Raw genomic sequence first — 18,954 nt, forward strand, 5'->3', positions numbered from 1 at the left:
GCATCGAAAAATCCTCAAGTTCCCGGAAATCGCGCCGATATCAGAAACGAATGGACTCCGCCCCGAGAGCGGCGCCAAAGGCATTTCTCGCGCTCCGGACCATCCGGACGCGGAACCGGGAACCAACATGCGTCAAATCACCCTTTCGTTGCGCGAAGAGACGATCGCTTCGCTGCATCGCGATTTCGAAGCGTTCATGCGCCTGTCGCTGAAGCTGGATCCGCAATTCGTCACGCCGACGTTCGAAGACTTCCTGCGCGCGAAGCTGCTGGACAACGACACGCCGCTGACCGAGCAGGCGGTGCAGCGCATGCTCACGCACGGCCAGTACGCGTGGGCCAAGCGCGCGCTCGACAAGGAGTTTCCCGATGTCGTCGAAATTCTGATCCGTCAGGCCTCCGAGCACGGATTCGCGTTCGCCATACGCGCCGACTGGACAGCGGAGGATCTCATCGCGGCGTCGCGCGCGTGGGCGACCGCGATCGTCACCGAGGCGAAGGGCGACGTGTCGCAAGTGGACATGCTCGCGTCGCAGATGAAATCGGCTGCGGCGGACATTCGCGAAGTCGAGGAAAAGATGCAGACGCCCGCGTGGCGTCTCGCCGATTCGCTGCGCCAGCGCGTGTACGAAACGAAGATTTCCGTGGAGACGAGCATCGGCTCGACCGCGCGTGAAAAGCTGGGCGAACTGCGCTGCCTGCTGCGGCTCGGCATTTTCTATGGGTCGATCCAGAAGCAGGAAGCGCAACAGGTGCTGGAATATGTGCGCTCGCTGCGGCCCGAACTGTTCGTCGAAGAGCCTTACGACGGCTTCACGCGCTTCGCCGCGTGGCTGCGCAGCATCTTTGCACCGTCGCCGCGCGCTCCGCGACCGTCACGCGCGCAGCGTTAATCCCACATTCCCTTCAGGCGCGCCGCGATATCGATTTTTGCTTTCGCGGCCGCCGCCAGCCCCGCCGCCGTCGGCGCGGCGGGTACGATCACCGGCGGCCACGCGGCCGCTTCGAAGTTCTGCATCAGATGCGGCGGGATGAAGCGCGTGCGCTGCGCCCAGACGTGCCGGTCGCCCAGATGCGTCTGGTTGTGCACGTAGAACCGCTGCGGCGTGACGATGTGCAGGTCTTCCTTCGCGCGCGTCATCGCCACGTAGAGCAGACGCCGCTCCTCGTCGATTTCCTCGTCGCTGCCCGTGCCCAGATCGGACGGAATGCAGCCGTCCACGCCGTTCAGCACGAACACGTTGCGCCACTCCTGGCCCTTCGCCGAGTGGATGGTCGAGAGAATCAGATAATCCTCGTCGAGCATCGGCACGCCGGATTCGTCGCTCGTCGCGTCGGGCGGATCGAGCGTGAGTTCGGTGAGAAAGCGCTCGCGCGTGGGATACGTCGCCGCGATGCTCTCCATCTGCAGCACATCGCCGATGCGGATTGCCGCGTCCTCGTGATTGCGCTCCAGATGCGGCTCATACCAGCGGCGGATCATTTCGAACTCGGCCGGCCAGCCGGATTCGCGGCCGCAAAGTTTCGCCATTAGCCCGACGAAGCGCGGCCAGTCTTCGCTGGCTCGCGCGGGAGCCTGAAATCGTGCGATCGCGGCCGGTGCCTGATCTTGCGCGACGCTATCCAGCAAGCGCCCGGCGATGGCCGGACCGATGCCCGGCAGCAACTGCGCGACCCGAAAACCCGCGACGCGGTCGCGCGGATTCTCCGCCCAGCGCAGCACCGCCAGCACGTCTTTCACGTGGACGGAATCGAGAAACTTGAGCCCGCCGAACTTCACGAAGGGAATATTGCGCCGCGTGAGTTCGATTTCGAGCGTCGCACTGTGATGCGCGGCGCGGAACAGCACCGCTTGCGCCTTCAACTTCATGCCCGCCTCGCGCGCCTCCAGCACTTTTTCGACGACATAGCGCGCCTGATCGGCTTCATCGGCGACGGAGACGACGCGCGGCTTCTGCGCCGATGCCTTGTCGGTCCACAGGTTCTTCGTGTAGCGCTCCGACGCGAGCCCGATCACCGCATTCGATGCCTCGAGAATCGGCAGCGTCGAGCGATAGTTGCGATCGAGCGTGACGGTCGCGGCGGGCGGATCGAAATGGCCCGGAAAATCGAGGATGTTGCGCACCGTCGCGCCGCGAAACGAATAGATGGACTGCGCATCGTCGCCGACGACCGTGAGGCCGCGCCCGTCGGGCTTCATCGCGAGCAGGATGGACGCCTGCAGGCGGTTGGTGTCCTGATATTCGTCGACGAGCACGTGGTCGAACCGACTAGCGAGATCCGCCGCCACTGAAGGCTCCGCCGCGAGATGCGACCAGTAGAGCAGCAGGTCGTCGTAATCGAGCACGCTTTGCGCCTGTTTCGCGGCGACGTAGGCGGCGAACAGACGCTTAAGGTCGGCTTCCCACTCGCGGCACCACGGATACGACTGATCGAGCACATGACCAAGCGACGCGCCCGTGTTCACGACGCGCGAGTAGATCGCGAAGCAGGTCGACTTCGCGGGAAAGCGCTTCTCCTTCGACGACAACCCGAGCTCGTGCCGCACCAGATTCATGAGATCGGCGGAATCTTCGCGATCGTTGATCGTGAACGATGGCGCGAGCCCGACGAGATCGGCGTAATCGCGCAACAGCCGCGCGCCGACGCTGTGAAACGTGCCCGACCACGTCAGCCCCTGCGCGATCGCGCTCTTCTTGCCGAGCGCGTTCATCGCGATGCGCGAGACGCGCCGCGTCATTTCGAGCGCCGCGCGGCGCGAAAACGTGAGCAGCAGAATGCGATGCGGATCGGCGCCCTTCACCAGCAGATGCGCGACGCGATGGGCCAGCGTGTTGGTCTTGCCCGAGCCTGCGCCCGCGATCACGAGCAACGGCCCGCCCATGCGACCCGGTTCATCGACGCCGAACTCGACGGCCTCGCGCTGCGCCTCGTTGAGCTTCGCGAGATAGTCGGCGACCTGTTTCGCGGTGGAATCGGAAGCGGCGTCGGCGGTGTCGGGAAGCGTGAGCACGTGAAGGAAGGCGGCGGCAAAAGAGTGACGCACACTGTATATCCATACAACCCGCGCGCGCAAGTCTTTGGCTCGACTGGGCTTTTGGCCCCAAATGAAACGAGCCCGGTTCGCGATGAACCGGGCTCGCATTGCCACGAAAGCGCGTGCTACTCTGCCTTCTTCGCGTTCTTCAGCTTCGCGTCGGCGGCGGCTTCGTTGGCGTCGGACTGCGCCTCCGTTTTCTTCTTGTCGGCCTTGGCTTGCGCGACGGCCGACTTCTTGTCGGCCTTCGACTGTTCCTTCGCGGCCTTCTGATCGGCGGCGGTCGGGGCGTCGGATGTCGTCTGCGCGAACGATGCCGCACTCACGCTCGCAAGCGTCCCGGCGATCAGCGCCGCCAGCAGCGCATTGGTTTTTCGATTCATGATGTTCTCCCTTCTTTTAGATGCCGCGAGCGCCACGACGCGCGGCCTCGCGGCGCGTCACGCTCAGTGCTGCAGGCCCGCGTCCTTCGGCGTGCCCGGCTCCGTCGCGTTCAGTTCCGCCTTGGCGGCGTCCTTGTCCGCCTTGCGATTGATCTTCGCGTTCTGCACCTCTTCCTTGTATTGCGCCTTGGCCTGCTGGTTCTGCGCCTTCAGCTCGGCCTTCGACGCCTTCTTCGACGCGCGATACTCGGCGTTGGCCTGCGCGTTCGCGTTGCGGCGCTGGACGAGCGGATCGGTCGGCGCCGGCGCGACGACGTTCTGCTGCGGCGGCGTCATCGGCTGGGCCTGCATCGGCTGCGGTTGCACCGGCTCGGGCTGTGTCGCGGTCTGCGCGTAAGCGCCCGAAGCGGCGAACGTGGCGATGGCGGAGCCGATCAAAAGGATTCGTGCGCGAGTCATAAGCTAGTCCTCTCTGTAGTTGGCGTCGGCGGCGCGCTGAAAGCGGTGAAACGAGCGAGCCGCGCGACTTTTGTCGCTTGGAAAGATGACCGAAGCTTCATCGATCAAACGGTCGGACCGGGCGACGATCGGGCGAGTTCTCCAAAACCAGTCATTGTTACCGACGGTTTCATCTGGCTACATTTGCCAACCGCCTCGCTTGCGATCCGATTACCGGTCCCGCGATGCCACTCAGCACGACGCATGCCCGGCGCACGGTTGTGCGTGGTTTATCATGGAGGCCTTTCCTGCATCACCCGTCCCATGCCGCCACTCCAGTTCACCCTCACCGGCGATTACGTCGAACTCCACAATCTGCTGAAGCTGATGGGCCTCGCGGACAGCGGCGGCTCCGCGAAGGCGCGCGTCGCAATGGGCGATGTCACTGTCGACGGCAAGGTGGAACTGCGCAAAACGTGCAAGATCCGCGCGGGTCAGCGGGTGAAACTCGACGGCCAGACGATTCACGTCCGCGCGCCCGAATAGCATCGCCGCTACTTGCTCGCACACGTCGCGCACTTGAGAAAATCCGGCCATAAGCGATCGCGTCATCGACATGCCGCACGCGACGCAATAAGCTAGTCGTCTTTCGTTCTGGTTTCAGCGCCGGGTCTGTAGCGTCGGTTTTCCCGTCAGCGCACGTTTCGCAGCGCGCTCCGCTTGTCGCCCTTCCGCTTTCCAGTCCGCGACGCTCAGTGCGCTGAGCGCCGCCTTTGTTTTCGATCCGAGCAGCCATGCAACCGCAAGTCACGCGCGCCACACGCGCGCATCAAGGACCGCCGAGCCTCTCGCGTCATGCCGTCGATACGGCGCGCCTCGCCGCGCCGCTCGCCATCGCGCAACTCTCGCAGATGGCGATGGGCGTCACCGACACCATCCTGCTCGGCTCGCTCGGCCCCGACGCGCTCGCGGCGGGCGGACTCGGCGCGAACCTCTTCTTCGTCGTCGTGACGCTGCTGCAGGGCGTGCTGACATCGGTTGCCGTCTCGGTCGCGCACGCGCGCGGCTCGAACGCCGACGACCGCGTGCCGGGCATCTACTGGACGGGGCTCGTGCTTTCCATCCTGCTCGCCGTGCCCGCGTTCGTGCTGCTGAGCTACGCCGAGCCGATCCTGCTCGCGTTCCACGAACCGGCGACGCTCGCGAAGAACGTCGGCGAATATTGCGCGGTGCTGCGCTGGGGGACGCCGGCCAGTCTCATCGGCGTCGGGATGATGCGCGCGTTTCTGCCCGCGATCGGCGCGGCGCGCAGGCTCCTGTGGATCTCGATCGGCGGAGTGTTCGTCAACGGTTTTCTCAACTACGGGCTGATCCACGGCGCGTACGGCCTGCCGCGCGAAGGCTTCCTCGGTTCGGCTGCCGCGACCACGATCACCGTCTGGGGCATCGCGATCGCGCTCGTCGCGGTGCTGCATCTGCGGCCGCGCTACCGGCATTTCGTCGTGCGCGCGCGTCCGCGTCTGCCGCTGATGGGCGAGCTCTTCGGCCTCGGCTGGCCCGTCGCGATCACCTACGGCGTCGAATCGACGCTCTTTCTCGCCACCGGCATGATGGTCGGCCTGCTCGGCGAAGCGCCGCTCGCCGCGCATCAGATCGCGCTCAACGTCGCGTCGGTCGCGTTCATGGTGCCGCTCGCGATCGGTCAGGCGGCCAACGTGCGCGTCGGCTACTGGGTCGGCGCGGGCGTGCCGCTCGCGGCCCGGCATGCGGGCTTCGTCGCGCTCGCGCTCGGCGTCGGCTTCATGGTGTGCTCGGGACTCGTGCTGATCACCGTGCCGCGCGCGATCGTCGGCCTGTATCTGAATCTCGACGATCCCGCCAACTCGCATACCGTCGCGCTCGCGGCGTCGCTGCTCGGCGTCGCGGCCGTGTTCCAGATCGTCGACGGCATGCAGACGGTCGGCTCAGGCTGCCTGCGCGGCCTGAAAGATACGCGCATCCCGATGCTCGCCGCCGCGTTCGGCTACTGGGGCGTCGGCTTTCCGACCGGCTATGTGCTCGCGTTCCATTTCGAGCTGGGCGCGAAAGGCCTGTGGTGGGGACTCGCCGCCGGACTCGCGAGCGTCGCCGTGTTGATGACGCTGCGGTTTCATCGCATCAGCCGGCGCTTCATCGAAACGGGCGTCGCGCCGCGGCCCGACGACACCGATGCCGCAAGTGCCGCGCCGCACGGACACGTCTGATAAGCACACGATGCACGCGCCGATTTGCATAGCACGAATGCTTGGTTGGGCCGCACGGCGCGCATTGCTACGATGAACCCGTCTCCTCCTTGAGACATCTGTGACAGGGGTTGTCAGCCCGCTTCAGCCAAGCGGGCTTTTTTTTGTCTTCAGCGTCCTCTTCCCCTCACTCGCGGGCATTCCGTCCGACCTTTTTCCGATTTCCCATAAAATAATTTCGAGATGCGCGGTGCGAGAACGCGCCTTGCTTCATCGTGCCGTCCGTCGAATGCGTCAGGACGTGCCGAGTCGCGACAACTAAAAACGAGGAATCGAAGTGTCGGAAAGCCGGGGGATGTGGGAAGTGACAGAGCGTGGCGCGAAGCACGCCAGCATCGAAAGAAGATTGAGCGACGCCGTGCGCAATGTGGCCATCGTCGTTTTGACGACGGCGCTCGCCGCCTGCGCGACGCGCCCGCCCGCGACGGCGTTCGATCGGCCGGAGAGCCGCGCGCTGGCGTCGAACGAAGCGACGCCGCTCGCGAACGCGCTCGCGCCGCTGGAACGGCAGCATCCGGATCAGTCGGCGGTGCGCCTTCTGCCGACCGGCACCGACGCGCTGCAGGCCCGCATCGCGCTCGCGCGCGCGGCGACGAAGACGCTCGACATGCAGTACTACATCGCCGAGGAGGACAACACCGGCAAGCTGCTCTTGGGCGCGGCGCTCTATGCGGCGGATCGCGGGGTGCGGGTGCGCATGCTCGTCGACGATCTGAACTTCAAGGACATCGACCAGATCATGGCGGCGCTCAATTCGCACGACAAGATCGAGATTCGCGTGTTCAACCCGTACGGCAGCGCGCAGCGCAGCTTTTCCGAGCGCACGCAGAATTTCTTCACGAATCTCGGCCACTTCACGCGCCGCATGCATAACAAGGCGATGATCGCGGACAACCAGATCGCGATCGTCGGCGGACGCAATCTCGGCGACGAATACTTCAACGCGAGCCCGACGCTGCAGTTCCGCGATCTCGACGTCTTCGCCGCCGGCCCGGTGACGCACGAAATCTCCGCGAGCTTCGACGATTACTGGAACAGCTCGCTCGCGTATCCGCTGCGCGCGCTGAACAAGCAGAAATTCGATCCGTCCGAGCTCGACAAAACCCGCGACGACCTGCGCGCGCATTGGCGCCAACAGGCCGAGCCGCTGAACGCGAAGCCGCTCAACGCGACGCCGCTCGCGCAGCAGATTTCGCGCGAGGAAATGGGCCTCGTGTGGGCGCCGACGGAATTCCATGTCGATTCGCCGTCGAAGATCGAACATCCGAGCGACGACTACAAGAGTCCGCCGATGCAGCGGCTCATCAACTTGCTGAAAGACGCGCAGAGCGAATTCCTGATTCTCTCGCCCTACTTCGTGCCGCACGACGCGGGCGTGAAGGCGCTCGGCGATCTGACGAAACGCCATGTGCGCGTCGCGGTGCTGACCAATTCGCTCGCTGCGACCGATGCCGTCGCGGTGCAGGCGGGCTACGCGCCGTATCGCATTCCGATGTTGCAGAACGGCGTCGAACTGTACGAATTCAAGCCGATTCAGGCCGAAGGCGAAAGCAGCCCGCGCGCGGGTCTCTTCGGCTCGCAGTCGCGCGCGAGCCTGCACGCGAAGGCCTATGTGATCGATCGGAGTATCCTCGTGATCGGCTCCATGAATCTCGATCCGCGCTCGGCCAAGCTGAATACCGAACTCGCGCTGGTGATCCACAGCAAGCCGATCGCCGAGGAAGCCGCCAGGCTGTTCGCGAACGGCATCTCGCCGAAGATGAGCTGGCGCGTGCAACTGGCGAGCGCGGCGGTCACCGAGGAGCTGAGGCGCACGGGCGCGCCGCAGTCGGGCCTCGTCTGGACCACCGAGGCGAACGGCGATCTCGTCACCTACAATTTCGATCCCGAGGCAGGTTTTTATCGCAATGCGATGACGGGCCTCTTCATGCTGCTGCCCGTCGACAAGCAGCTTTGATCCAACTTCGTAAGGGAACTCACGCCATGACACACGATGCGAAGGGCGACGTACGGATGGAGAAGGACACGTTCGGCGAAATCGCCGTGCCGAACGACAAGCTTTGGGGCGCGCAGACGCAGCGCTCGCTGCAGAACTTCAAGATTTCGACGGAAAAGCAGTCGCCCGAGCTGATCACCGCGCTCGCGATCATCAAGCACGCGGCCGCCGAGGTGAACGAAGGGCTGAAGGTGCTCGATTCGAAGAAGGCGAAGGCGATCATTCAGGCCGCCGAGGAAATCATCGACGGCAAGCATGCCGATGAGTTTCCGCTCGCCGTGTGGCAGACCGGCTCGGGCACGCAGACCAACATGAACCTCAACGAGGTGATCGCCAATCGCGCGAGCGAAATCATGGGCGGCTCGCGAGGCGAAGAACGGCTCGTGCATCCGAACGACGACGTGAATCGCGGCCAGTCGTCGAACGACGTGTTCCCGACGGCGATGCACGTCGCCGCGGCGATGGCGATCACGAAGCATCTGATTCCGTCGCTTAAGACGCTGCGCGATACGCTCGACAAGAAGGCGAAGGCCTTCGACAAGATCGTGAAGATCGGCCGCACGCACTTGCAGGATGCGACGCCGCTCACGCTCGGGCAGGAGTTTTCAGGTTACGTGGCGCAGCTCGATCAGGGCATCAGGCATGTCGAGGCGACGCTGCCGCATCTGTATCAGCTCGCGCAGGGCGGCACGGCGGTCGGCACGGGACTGAACGCGCATCCGGACTTCGCGGTGAAGGTCGCGGCGGCGATCGGCAAGCTCACCGGCCTGCCCTTCGAAACCGCGCCGAACAAATTCGAGGTGATGGCCGCCGCCGATGCGCTCGTCGCCGCGCACGGCGCGCTGAAGACGATCGCCGCGAGCATGATGAAGATCGCCAACGACATCCGCTGGCTCGCGAGCGGGCCGCGCTGCGGGCTCGGCGAACTGTCGATTCCGGAGAACGAGCCGGGCAGCTCGATCATGCCGGGCAAGGTGAACCCGACGCAATCCGAAGCCGTGACGATGCTGTGTTGCCAGGTGTTCGGCAACGATGTCGCAGTGAACTTCGGCGGCGCGAGCGGCAACTTCGAACTGAACGTGTTCCGGCCGATGATCGCGCATAACGTGCTGCAGTCCGTCCGACTGCTCGCGGATGGCGCGCAGAGCTTCAACGACAACTGCGCGGTCGGCATCGAGCCGAACGAAAAGCGTATCGACAGTCTGCTCAATGAATCGCTGATGCTCGTGACGGCGCTCAATCCGCATATCGGCTACGACAAGGCCGCGCAGATCGCGAAGAAGGCGCACAAGGAAGGCACGACGCTCAAGGCCGCGGCGCTCGCGCTCGGTCATGTGACCGAGCAGCAGTTTGACGAATGGGTCAAGCCGGGCGATATGGTGGGGAACAAGTAGGCGCGCCCTTCTCCGACAAAAGCGGCGGGATCAGACCTTCCCCGCCGCGACCTCTTCCGGCTTCAGTTCGACGATCGCGTCGAGCGCATCCTTCACATCCATCGCGTACTTCGCAAGCCGCTTTTCCTCGTCCGTTTCCGGCACGAAGGCAGGCACGGGCGTCGGCTGGCCTTTTTCATCGACGGCGACGAAGACCATCAGGCAATCGGTCGTCTGCTGAAGCTCGCCGACTTTCGGATCGCCCGCGTGCACGGAGATATGAATGTGCATGCTGGTGCGCCCGGTCGTCACCACGCGCGCGCGCAACTCCACCAGATTGCCGACGAGAATCGGCCGACGAAAGCGGATATTGCCGACGCTGACCGTCACCGCGTAGCGCCCGGACCACATCGCGGCGCAGGCATAGGCTGTTTCGTCGATCCATTTCATCAGCGCGCCGCCGTGCACCTTGCCGCCGAAATTCACCGAGGTCGGCTCGGCGAGAAAGCGGAAAGTGGTTTCGGCGCGGCTTTTGGAGACCGCGGGAATGGGAGATGAGGTCGGCGTATTCATGGGGATGCCCGTCTGGTGCGGAAATGAATGCCGATTATAGGGTCGGCAATATTCAATCGTGGACGGTAATGCCCTGATCGATGGTGCCGTACATCGTGATGCTGCCGCCACCGCCCGCCGATGACGACGGCCCGCCCGCGCAGCCCGCACAGAGCATGAGAAGGCTGATCACGCTCGCGAGAATGAATCTGGACATGGAAATTCTCCTGCTGGCTGAGATGCCAGCGGTCATTCTAGCCCCGCGCTTCGTGCATCGACATTTCGGCGCGCGGTGAAACATCGGATGCGGAGCCGCGCTAGAGTGGATAGGTCGATTACTACGCCCGACCGGGACATCGCCATGAACTCCGCTTTCGACGAAGCCGAATCGCGCGCGCGCCATTTTCCCGGACTGTCGCGCATCGGCGCGCTCATCGCCGATCCCGGCCGCGCCGCGATGCTCTGGTCGCTGATGGACGGCACCGCGCGCCCCGCAGGCGAACTGACGATGATCGCGGGGCTGTCGCCGTCGGCCGCGAGCGGGCATCTCTCGCGTCTGACCGAAGGCGGGCTGCTCGCGCTCGAAGTGAGCGGGCGGCATCGCTACTACCGTATCGCGACGCCGGATATCGCCGCGGCCATCGAAGCGCTCGCCAATCTCGCGCGGGCCAGCGCGCCGCAGCGCGCGCCGGAACGCCCGCCTTCCGCCGTGCCGGTCGAGATGCGTTTCGCGCGGACCTGCTACGACCATCTCGCGGGCGAACTGGCCGTGCAACTCTTCGACCGGATGATCGCGCGCAACTGGCTCGCCGCCGCCGACGATCACGAACAGGCGCACGGCCCCGCCGCGCTTGACGCGACGCCGGAAGGCGCGCAGGCGTTCGCCGAGCTCGGCATCGACCTGAAGACACAACGCGCGCGGCGGCGGCGGTTCGCTTGCACATGTATCGACTGGAGCGAGCGCCGGCCGCATCTGGGCGGCGCGCTCGGCGCGGCATTTCTCGAAGCGTGCGAGTCGCATGGCTGGATCGAGCACACGGCCACGCGGCGCGTATTGCGCGTGACGCCGGCGGGACATCGGCACTTCGAAGGGTTTTTAGCCGCGCGATAAAGCTTTGTTACGCGCACCTGTGCGCCGTTACAAACGGCATCGTACGGATACACGCCCCGGCGATACATTGATCCGGCAGGCCTCGCGCACCGACAGCGTCACACACGACGCACGCGCGGCCGCCGGAGAATACGATGAAAATCAAGACCATCGCGGCCGCCACGTTATGGGCGCTCGTATCGATATCGGGGTCAGGCGCGTTCGCGCAAACACCGCCCGACGAGGCGGGTGATCCGCCCGGACGCATCGCGCGCCTGAACTACATGGCGGGCACCGTGACGACCGAGCCCGCTGGCGCGTCCGACTGGTCCTACGCGCAGATCAACCGCCCGCTCACGACGGGCGATCAGCTGTGGAACGACGAAAACGCGCGCTCGGAAATGCACATCGGTTCGACGGCGGTGCGTCTGGGTTCATCGACGGCCCTTTCCGTCCTCGCTCTCGACGACAACACCGCGCAGCTCAAGGTCGCCCAAGGCACGCTGTCGACGCGCGTGCGCGAACTGCCGCCCGGCACGCGCTATGAAATCGATACGCCGAACGCCGCGCTCGCCATCACGACGCCCGGCGACGTGCGCGTGGACGTGGCGCCCGACGGCCGTTCGACGACGGTGACGGTGCGAAGCGGCGGCGTCACCGCGTATGGCGACGGCGGGTCGGTGCAGCTCGCGGGCGGCCAGCAGATGACGTTCGAGGGCACGAATCTCCAGCAGGCATCGGCGAATGCTGCGCCCGCGCCGGATGCGTTCGATCAATGGGCCGCGAGCCGCGATGCGTCCGAGGATCGCTCGGTGTCGGCGCGTTACGTGTCGCGCGATATTCCCGGCTACCAGGATCTCGACGCCAACGGCACGTGGCGCAGCGATCCGTCCTACGGGCCGGTCTGGGTGCCGAATTCCGTTTCGGCCGACTGGGCGCCGTATCGGCAGGGACACTGGGCGTGGCAGGACCCATGGGGCTGGACCTGGATCGACGACGCGCCCTGGGGCTTCGCGCCGTATCACTACGGGCGCTGGGCGTACGTCGGATCGAAATGGGCGTGGGTGCCCGGCCCGATGGCCGTGAGCGCGCCGCCCGCCTATTCGCCCGCGCTCGTCGCGTTCGTCGGCGATGGCGGCAGCGGCGTCGACTGGAACGTCGCGCTGACGGTCGGCGGCATCGCGGCGGCGGGCGTCGCGTGGTTCCCGCTGGGGCCGGGCGAGGCGTGGCGTCCGCATCGCGATGGCTGGAGCCAGCGTTATTACGAGCGCGTGAACCGCAATGTCTACGTCGATCGCTCGGTGCATGTGAACAACACGTACGTGAACTACCGCGCCCCGCGTGGGCTGACGGCCGTGCCGGCAAACATGTTCGTGCATGGTCAGCCGGTCGGACGTCAGCCGTATGCGGTCGATCCGTCGCGCTGGCGCAATCCGCATTTCTTCGCGGGAGCGCCGGGCATCGCGCCGGCGCACGACAGTTTTGCGCCGGGTGCGCGGCGCGCGGATTATCGGCCGCCGCAGGGCGGATTCGGACGTCCGGTGGTCGCGACCCGCGCGCCGGTTGCGCCGCCGGCTTTTCACGATCGATACCCGCAGCAGGCCCGCGATACGCACGGGCCCGGCGCGCGCAACGAACAGGTGCATCTTGTGGCGACGCATGGGCCGGCGCGTTCGGTGATCGCAGGCGGCGCGCCGCCCTCGCCCGGTCCCGTGCAGTCCGGACAGCCCGGACAGCCGCATAGCAACGGCGTCCCGCATCCGCCTCAGGCATCACAGTTCGGCGGCGGCGATCCGCACTTCGCTCACGGCGATCCGTCGCGCGGCCACGATGTCCAGAACGGACCGCGTGCGCCGCAGCAGGCGTTTCAGCCGAACAGGCCGCAGCAGCAAGCGCAGCCGCCGATGCAACCGCAGCCCAACCACGCGCCGCATGTCGAGCGCGGAACGCCCAATCCATCGATGCAGCCCGCATTCGCCCAACACGCGCCGCCCGCGCCGCAGCAACACCAGCCGCCGCCCGAAGCCTACCGTCAGCCGCGCGCCGAGCAGCCGCGTCACGAGATGCCGTCGCCTCGTCCGCAACAGGAAGCGCAGCGGCCTCAATTCCATCCCGAACCGCCGCCGCGCCAGCCGATGCATCAGGAAGTGCGTCAGCCACCGCATCAGGAACCTCATCAGGAAAACCGTCAGCAACCTCAGCAGGCACAGCAGCCGCAACACGGCGGCGGCAACAACGATCATCATCGGAGTTGAGGCGATGAGCAGGCGGCACAACGAAAACGCGCGGCCCGAAGCCGCGCGTTTTCGCATGCAGAACCGAGGCGCTCAGACCGCCATCGGCGCCGTGAGCGGCTCGTGATGCTTGTAGCCTTCCAGCGCGAAATCCTTCGGCTCGATCTTCTCGAGCCATTCCGGCTCGTAGCGTTTCGTGACCGCGTAATCGGGCACGCGATCGGAGATGATCAACTGCGGCGACGGCAGCGGCTCGCGCTTCAATTGCTCCTGCAGCATGTCGAGCTGATTCTCGTAGATGTGCGCATCGCCGATGAAATACGTGAACCAACGCGGCTTGAACCCGGTCAGCCGGCCGACGAGATGCAGCAGCGCCGCGCCTTCGGCCAGATTGAACGGCGTGCCGAGCCCGACGTCATTGCTGCGGATATAGAGACACAGCGAAATCTCGCGCGTCACCGCGTTCGGGATGAACTGATACAGCAGATGGCACGCGGGCAGCGCGATCTCATCGAGCTTCGCCGGATTCCACGCATGAAACAGAATGCGCCGGTCGGTCGGGCGCTCGATGATCGTGTCGAGACACTGACGCAACTGATCGATCGCCTTGTACAGCAGCACCTGTTCGCGCCCGTTCTCGACGAAGCTCGTCACGACCTGGAAGCCGCGATTGGTCGCATCGGCGATCTGATCGTTCGCGCCGGCGTCGACGAGCTTGTACGCGGGCCATTTGCGCCACTGCACGCCGTAGACGTCGCCGAGATCGTCCGGGCCTTGCCGGTACGGATTCTCGAGCCATTGCGGATTTTCGTTCGCGTTCGCGTCCCAGACCTTGCAGCCGAGCGCGCGGAAATCCGCCGCGCTCTTCGCCGCCCGCAGAAAGCCCACCAACTCGCCGATCGCGGATTTGAACGCGAGCTTCTTCGTTGTCACGGCCGGAAAGCCTTGCTGCAAGTCGAAACGCAGCATCGCGCCGGGAATGCTGATCGTGCGGATGCCCGTGCGGTTTTCCTGCCAAGTGCCGGTATCGAGAATCGTCTGGACGAGCTCGAGATACTGTTTCATTCGATGTTCCCTGGGTGTGCCGCATGCCCTCGCGAACGGAGGGCGTAAACACGAGATTTTACCAAGCGACGGGGACCGGCGCTTATTTCAGCGGCACGAAAAAACGGGCGCCTGAAAGCGCCCGTCCGGTGGTGAATGTCGGTGATGTGCGTTCAGCCGCGCGTGGCGTGCTCCGACGGCGCATCGACCTCGATGTGACGCATCCCATGCGCGCTCAATAGCCGATACAGCGTCACGCGCGAAATGCCCAGCTCGTGCGCCGCGTCGCCCAGACGTCCGCGATGGCGCAGGAGCGCAAGCTCGATGGCCTGCCGTTCGGCCGCCTCACGCGCCTGCGCGAGCGAAACCGGCGCCACTTCGACGTACTCGCCGAGTTCGAGATCGCGAGCGGTGATCTGCCGCCCCTCCGACATCACGATCGCGCGCCGCACGCGGTTGATGAGCTCGCGCACGTTGCCCGGCCAGCCGTAGTTATGGATCGCGGCGATCGCATCGGGGGAAAATCCGCGCAGGCGCCGGCTCGCGTCCTTCTTGAAGCGGTCGAGCATATGCTTCGCAAGCAGTTCGATGTCCTTGCCGCGCGCGCGCAGCGGCGGCTCGTCGATCTGCAGCACGCACAGCCGGTGATACAAGTCCGCGCGGAACCGCCCTTCGATCATCGCGGTCTGCATGTCGACGTGCGTCGCCGAGATGATGCGCACATCCACCGGCGTCGAGCCGTGACCGCCCAGGCGCTCGACCTTGCGTTCCTGGAGGAAGCGCAACAGGCTCGCCTGGCTTTCGAGCGGCAGATCGCCGATTTCATCGAGGAACAGCGTGCCGCCGTTGGCCGCCTCGACGCGACCGATCTTGCGCTGGTTGGCGCCCGTGAACGCGCCGCGCTCGTAGCCGAAAAGCTCCGATTGCAGCAGATGCGCGGGAATCGCGCCGCAGTTGATCGCCACGAACGGTTGATCGCGACGCGCGGAACGCTCGTGAATGGCGACGGCCGTCAGTTCCTTGCCGGTACCGGATTCGCCCGAGATGAACACGGGTGCGTCGGTCATCGCGACCTTGCGGATCGAACGGAAGAGCGCGAGCATCGCGTCGCACGAACCGACCATCTCGCCCTCGGCGCGGCCTTCGCTGCGCGCATCGTGCGACGCGGCGTCGTGCAGCGAAACCATGCCATACGCATGACCGACGGAATCGACGATGCGGTCGTTCGACGTCGGCAGCGTCACGTAATCGAAGCAATAGTCGCGAATCAGACGCCGCACGGCGGCGTCTTCCAGTTGTCCGGCAACGGTGGCCGCGACCCAGCCCACGTTGGTCATCGTCAGCGACGATTCGAACGCCGCCAGTTCATGAGATTCGAAATGACTCGACAGATCCAGCAAACCGCCGGTCGCCAGATCGCTACGCAGTGCCTTGCGCGTGTCGCGCGCGCTCGCGACGATTTCGATATGCCAGCCGCGCTCCTCGAATCGCGCGCACAGCGTCTCGCTTGGATCGCGAGTCACATAGATGAGTTGCCGCCGAGCGACGTCCATTATTCAGATCCTTTGTTCAACATTCGTTGAAAAGGTCACGTAGTTCAGGCTCGCACTACATCGCAGACTTCGTTGCCCTCGCACGTTTCTCTCAAACGTATGGAGAGGGACTTGCCCATTCGATACGACGCCCCCGGGACATAGCGCGACACACCACGCGCTCTTCCACGAAACCCTTTATGTCTGATTCTGTGCCGTTTTTGAGAGACTACTATAACCCAGAAACCCCGAAAACAAATATCGCGAGAGCCGCCGGTTTAGCCACAAAACCCTGATAGGACGGGCCTCGCAAGAATTTCTCACACGATTATTAAAAACTTTACGCACAATTTAATAAGACAAAATCTTATACCGATTTCACGAGAACTTCATGTTTTTCTGCCTCTATGTTTCAACTGTGAAACGTTTTCGTCCAAGTTTCTGCAGCGCGCCTGCCGTCGACTTCCGCCATTCATTGCGTGGCAATGCTTTCCGACGCATGGCACATAATTCGCTCGACTCGGAACGCGTCGGATGGTAAGAAATACTGTCTATAGAACGCGCGTTCATATTCTGTCCCGCATTCATCTTCAGCTTAATCGTTCATACCGGCGAGACGATTACTTTATTTCCGGATCTTTCTGCGCCGGGAATAATTACCTTGGGTTATGTCGTTACGATGGCACTCGATAGTTCATACCGGCGCGACGAATCAGGCGGCGCGCAACAAGACCGCGAGGAAGCGGACGAACCGGGCGATGCGAAACAGCCCGCTATCCGTCCGACGGGCTCAGGCGTCAGCGTGATGCTATGGGACGAGGTCGCGCCCGCCCCGACTTACGCGCCGCCGCTTGACGACGATTCGCCCGAGGCGTGAGTCCGCGCGGCGCTGCTGCGGCAGTTTCGGTCCGAAGTGTCGGTTAGAATCGAGGCCCCGGCGGCGCGGCCCGCGCGCCTGTTTGTCTCGACCTCCCTCACATGACGACGCTGACCCTGATCGTCGCCCGCGCGCGCAATGGCGTGATCGGACGCGACAACCAACTGCCCTGGCGCCTGCCGGAAGACCTCACATTCTTCAAGCGCACGACGATGGGCGCGCCCATCATCATGGGCCGCAAGACGCATGAATCGATCGGCCGGCCGTTGCCGGGGCGGCGCAACATCGTCATATCGCGCGACGCCACGCGGCGCTACGACGGCTGCGACGTCGTGACGAGCCTCGAAGCGGCGCTCGCGCTCGAACCGGCGAAGGAAGCGTTTCTGATCGGCGGCGCGCAGTTGTATCGCGACGCCATCGCGCGCGCCGACAAGATGATCGTCACCGAGATCGACGCCGATTTCGATGGCGACACGCGCTTTCCCGCGCCCGATCCGGAACTGTGGCGCGAAGTGTCCCGCGAGCCGCATCGCGCGGCGGCGCCGAACGATTTCGCATTCGCGTTCGTGACCTACGAGCGCATCGCGGCCTCGGAATGAAAAAAGGCTCCGGATGCGTTCCGGAGCCTTCGTCTTTCAGCGGATGCGGATCACTGTCCCGCGATCGTCATCCGTTCGATCAGCACCGAGCCGATTTCCTTCGTGCCGCGCACGACGGTATCCGCGCCGATCGCCTCGATGTGGCGGAACATCTCCTGCAACGTGCTCGCCACGGTGATTTCCTCGACCGCGTGCACGATCTTGCCGTTCTCGACCCAGAAGCCCGACGCGCCGCGCGAGTAATCGCCCGTCACGTAGTTCACGCCCTGCCCCATCAGTTCGGTCAGCAAGAGTCCGGTGCCGAGCTTCTTCAACATCGCTTCGAAATCGTCTTCGGGTTTCGTGTGCGTGCTCTTCATCGTCAGATTGTGCGAGCCGCCCGCGTTGCCGGTGGTCTTCATGCCGAGCTTGCGCGCCGAATACGTCGACAGGAAATAGCCCTGCACGACGCCATCCTCGACCACGCTGCGACGCTGCGTGCGCACGCCTTCCTCGTCGAACGGCGCGCTGCCCATGCCGCCCTTCACATGCGGGTCTTCGACGATCTGGATATGCGGCGCGAACACCGGCTTGCCGAGGGTGTCGACGAGGAACGTGGTCTTGCGATACAGCGCGCCGCCGCTCACCGCCTGCACGAACGCGCCGAGAATGCCCGCCGCGAGCGGCGCCTCGAAGAGCACGCGGCACTTGCGCGTGTCGAGACTCCTGGCGCCCAAGCGTGCGAGCGCGCGCTCGGCGGCGTAACGTCCGACCGCTTCGGGCGCGGCGAGGCCGGACGCATCGCGTTTGGACGTGTACCAGTCGTCGCGCTGCATGTCGCGGCCCGCTGCCGCGATCGGCGCGCACGCGATGTAATGCCGCGAGTACGGATAGCCCGCCATGAAGCCGCGCGAGGTCGCGAGCACGAATTGCGAATGCTGCGCCGAGACGCTCGCGCCTTCCGAGTTGGTCACGCGCTTGTCGACCGCGAACGCGGCGGCTTCTGCGCGGCGCGCGATCTCGGCCGCTTCCTCCGCATCGATGTCCCACGGGTGATAGAGATCGAGGTCCTGCGGCGCCTTCTCGAGCAGTTCCGCTTCGGCGAGGCCCGCCGCGCTGTCCTCGGCCGTGAAGCGCGCGATGTTGTACGCGGCGGCGACCGTGTCGCGCAGTGCGTCGCGCGTGAAGTCGGCGGTGCTCGCATTGCCGCGCTTCTTGCCGATGAAGACGGTCACCCCGACCATCTTGTCGCGATTGTGCTCGATCGTCTCGACTTCGCCGCGCCGCACGCTCACTGACAGGCCGTCGCCCTCGGAGATCTCGGTGGCGGCATCGCTCGCGCCGAGTTCCTTCGCGTAACGCAGGATATCGGAGGCGATCTCCTTGAGTTCGTCCTGCGTATGCGGGAAGTAGCGTTGCTTGACGTCCATGTCTGCTGCCATTTTTGGTTGCCTTTGGAAGTCGGGCGGCGCGCGCCCGCGCATGTCGTGGTTGCTTCGGAATGTCCGGCTCGACGCGCACGCAATCGGGCGTCGAGCA

17 protein-coding genes are annotated in these 18,954 nt (G+C 64.8%); 9 read left to right on the forward strand and 8 right to left on the reverse strand.

The annotated features are described in order from the left end of the window. Positions 1-127 precede the first annotated feature (127 nt). On the forward strand, positions 128-892 hold the full coding sequence (locus IAG25_RS16485) for a DUF4088 family protein (protein ID WP_187605820.1): 765 nt from the start codon (positions 128-130) through the stop codon (positions 890-892). Here the strand turns inward: IAG25_RS16485 and IAG25_RS16490 are convergent. The 3 genes from IAG25_RS16490 to IAG25_RS16500 form a co-directional block, all read right to left on the reverse strand. Beyond that, positions 889-3,012 carry an ATP-dependent helicase gene (locus IAG25_RS16490; RefSeq protein ID WP_187606122.1) on the reverse strand — a complete coding sequence of 708 codons (2,124 nt, stop codon included), beginning with the start codon at positions 3,010-3,012 and terminating at the stop codon, positions 889-891. The two genes, IAG25_RS16485 and IAG25_RS16490, sit on opposite strands and share 4 nt — an antisense overlap. A 149-nt stretch (positions 3,013-3,161) precedes the next feature. Then, positions 3,162-3,419 (reverse strand): hypothetical protein, encoded by a 258-nt coding sequence (locus tag IAG25_RS16495; RefSeq protein WP_187605821.1) that lies wholly within the window; start codon positions 3,417-3,419, stop codon positions 3,162-3,164. A 63-nt stretch (positions 3,420-3,482) separates the two neighbouring features. Further along, entirely contained in the window at positions 3,483-3,878 is a 396-nt protein-coding gene (locus IAG25_RS16500; RefSeq protein WP_187605822.1) for a hypothetical protein, read from the reverse strand. Between the two features lie 303 nt (positions 3,879-4,181). Here IAG25_RS16500 and IAG25_RS16505 point away from each other — a divergent pair, with 303 nt between their 5' ends. The 4 genes from IAG25_RS16505 to fumC all read left to right on the forward strand — a co-directional run bounded on the left by IAG25_RS16505 (position 4,182) and on the right by fumC (position 9,529). After that, the gene (locus tag IAG25_RS16505; RefSeq protein WP_035501732.1) at positions 4,182-4,403 is read left to right on the forward strand and encodes an RNA-binding S4 domain-containing protein; all 222 of its coding nucleotides are present in this window, start codon (positions 4,182-4,184) and stop codon (positions 4,401-4,403) included. A 248-nt stretch (positions 4,404-4,651) separates the two neighbouring features. Beyond that, positions 4,652-6,100, forward strand: coding sequence for an MATE family efflux transporter (locus tag IAG25_RS16510; RefSeq protein ID WP_187605823.1), 1,449 nt, complete (start codon positions 4,652-4,654; stop codon positions 6,098-6,100). A gap of 334 nt (positions 6,101-6,434) precedes the next feature. After that, a complete protein-coding gene (locus tag IAG25_RS16515) occupies positions 6,435-8,096 on the forward strand; it encodes a phospholipase D family protein (protein ID WP_187605824.1) in 1,662 nt (553 codons plus the stop codon). A 26-nt stretch (positions 8,097-8,122) separates the two neighbouring features. Continuing rightward, the gene (gene fumC, locus IAG25_RS16520; RefSeq protein ID WP_187605825.1) at positions 8,123-9,529 is read left to right on the forward strand and encodes a class II fumarate hydratase; all 1,407 of its coding nucleotides are present in this window, start codon (positions 8,123-8,125) and stop codon (positions 9,527-9,529) included. 30 nt (positions 9,530-9,559) lie between these two features. On the opposite strand, the gene IAG25_RS16525 is transcribed toward fumC, so the two are convergent. Both IAG25_RS16525 and IAG25_RS16530 read right to left on the reverse strand, forming a co-directional pair. Beyond that, complete coding sequence (locus IAG25_RS16525; RefSeq protein WP_187605826.1) at positions 9,560-10,081, reverse strand: acyl-CoA thioesterase; 522 nt, start codon at positions 10,079-10,081, stop codon at positions 9,560-9,562. A gap of 52 nt (positions 10,082-10,133) precedes the next feature. Next, positions 10,134-10,277: a hypothetical protein gene (locus IAG25_RS16530; protein WP_187605827.1), complete on the reverse strand. Its 144-nt coding sequence runs from the start codon at positions 10,275-10,277 to the stop codon at positions 10,134-10,136. A 144-nt stretch (positions 10,278-10,421) separates the two neighbouring features. Between IAG25_RS16530 and IAG25_RS16535 the strand changes: the two genes are divergently transcribed. Both IAG25_RS16535 and IAG25_RS16540 read left to right on the forward strand, forming a co-directional pair. Beyond that, the gene (locus IAG25_RS16535; RefSeq protein WP_187605828.1) at positions 10,422-11,171 is read left to right on the forward strand and encodes an ArsR/SmtB family transcription factor; all 750 of its coding nucleotides are present in this window, start codon (positions 10,422-10,424) and stop codon (positions 11,169-11,171) included. A 134-nt stretch (positions 11,172-11,305) separates the two neighbouring features. Continuing rightward, positions 11,306-13,405: a DUF6600 domain-containing protein gene (locus IAG25_RS16540; protein ID WP_187605829.1), complete on the forward strand. Its 2,100-nt coding sequence runs from the start codon at positions 11,306-11,308 to the stop codon at positions 13,403-13,405. A 72-nt stretch (positions 13,406-13,477) separates the two neighbouring features. On the opposite strand, the gene IAG25_RS16545 is transcribed toward IAG25_RS16540, so the two are convergent. Beyond that, positions 13,478-14,449, reverse strand: coding sequence for a thymidylate synthase (locus IAG25_RS16545; protein WP_187605830.1), 972 nt, complete (start codon positions 14,447-14,449; stop codon positions 13,478-13,480). A gap of 152 nt (positions 14,450-14,601) precedes the next feature. Beyond that, entirely contained in the window at positions 14,602-15,981 is a 1,380-nt protein-coding gene (locus IAG25_RS16550) for a sigma-54 dependent transcriptional regulator (protein WP_035503252.1), read from the reverse strand. Between the two features lie 658 nt (positions 15,982-16,639). Between IAG25_RS16550 and IAG25_RS16555 the strand changes: the two genes are divergently transcribed. Together IAG25_RS16555 and IAG25_RS16560 are read left to right on the forward strand one after the other, a co-directional pair. Further along, the gene (locus IAG25_RS16555; protein WP_187606123.1) at positions 16,640-16,837 is read left to right on the forward strand and encodes a hypothetical protein; all 198 of its coding nucleotides are present in this window, start codon (positions 16,640-16,642) and stop codon (positions 16,835-16,837) included. Positions 16,838-16,938: 101 nt separating this feature from the next. Continuing rightward, positions 16,939-17,436 (forward strand): dihydrofolate reductase, encoded by a 498-nt coding sequence (locus tag IAG25_RS16560; RefSeq protein WP_187605831.1) that lies wholly within the window; start codon positions 16,939-16,941, stop codon positions 17,434-17,436. 50 nt (positions 17,437-17,486) lie between these two features. On the opposite strand, the gene pmbA is transcribed toward IAG25_RS16560, so the two are convergent. Beyond that, positions 17,487-18,857, reverse strand: coding sequence for a metalloprotease PmbA (gene pmbA, locus IAG25_RS16565; protein ID WP_035503247.1), 1,371 nt, complete (start codon positions 18,855-18,857; stop codon positions 17,487-17,489). Positions 18,858-18,954: the final 97 nt, after the last annotated feature.

The sequence above is a fragment of the Caballeronia sp. EK genome, from assembly GCF_014384845.1.
Taxonomy (GTDB): Bacteria; Pseudomonadota; Gammaproteobacteria; order Burkholderiales; family Burkholderiaceae; genus Caballeronia; species Caballeronia jiangsuensis.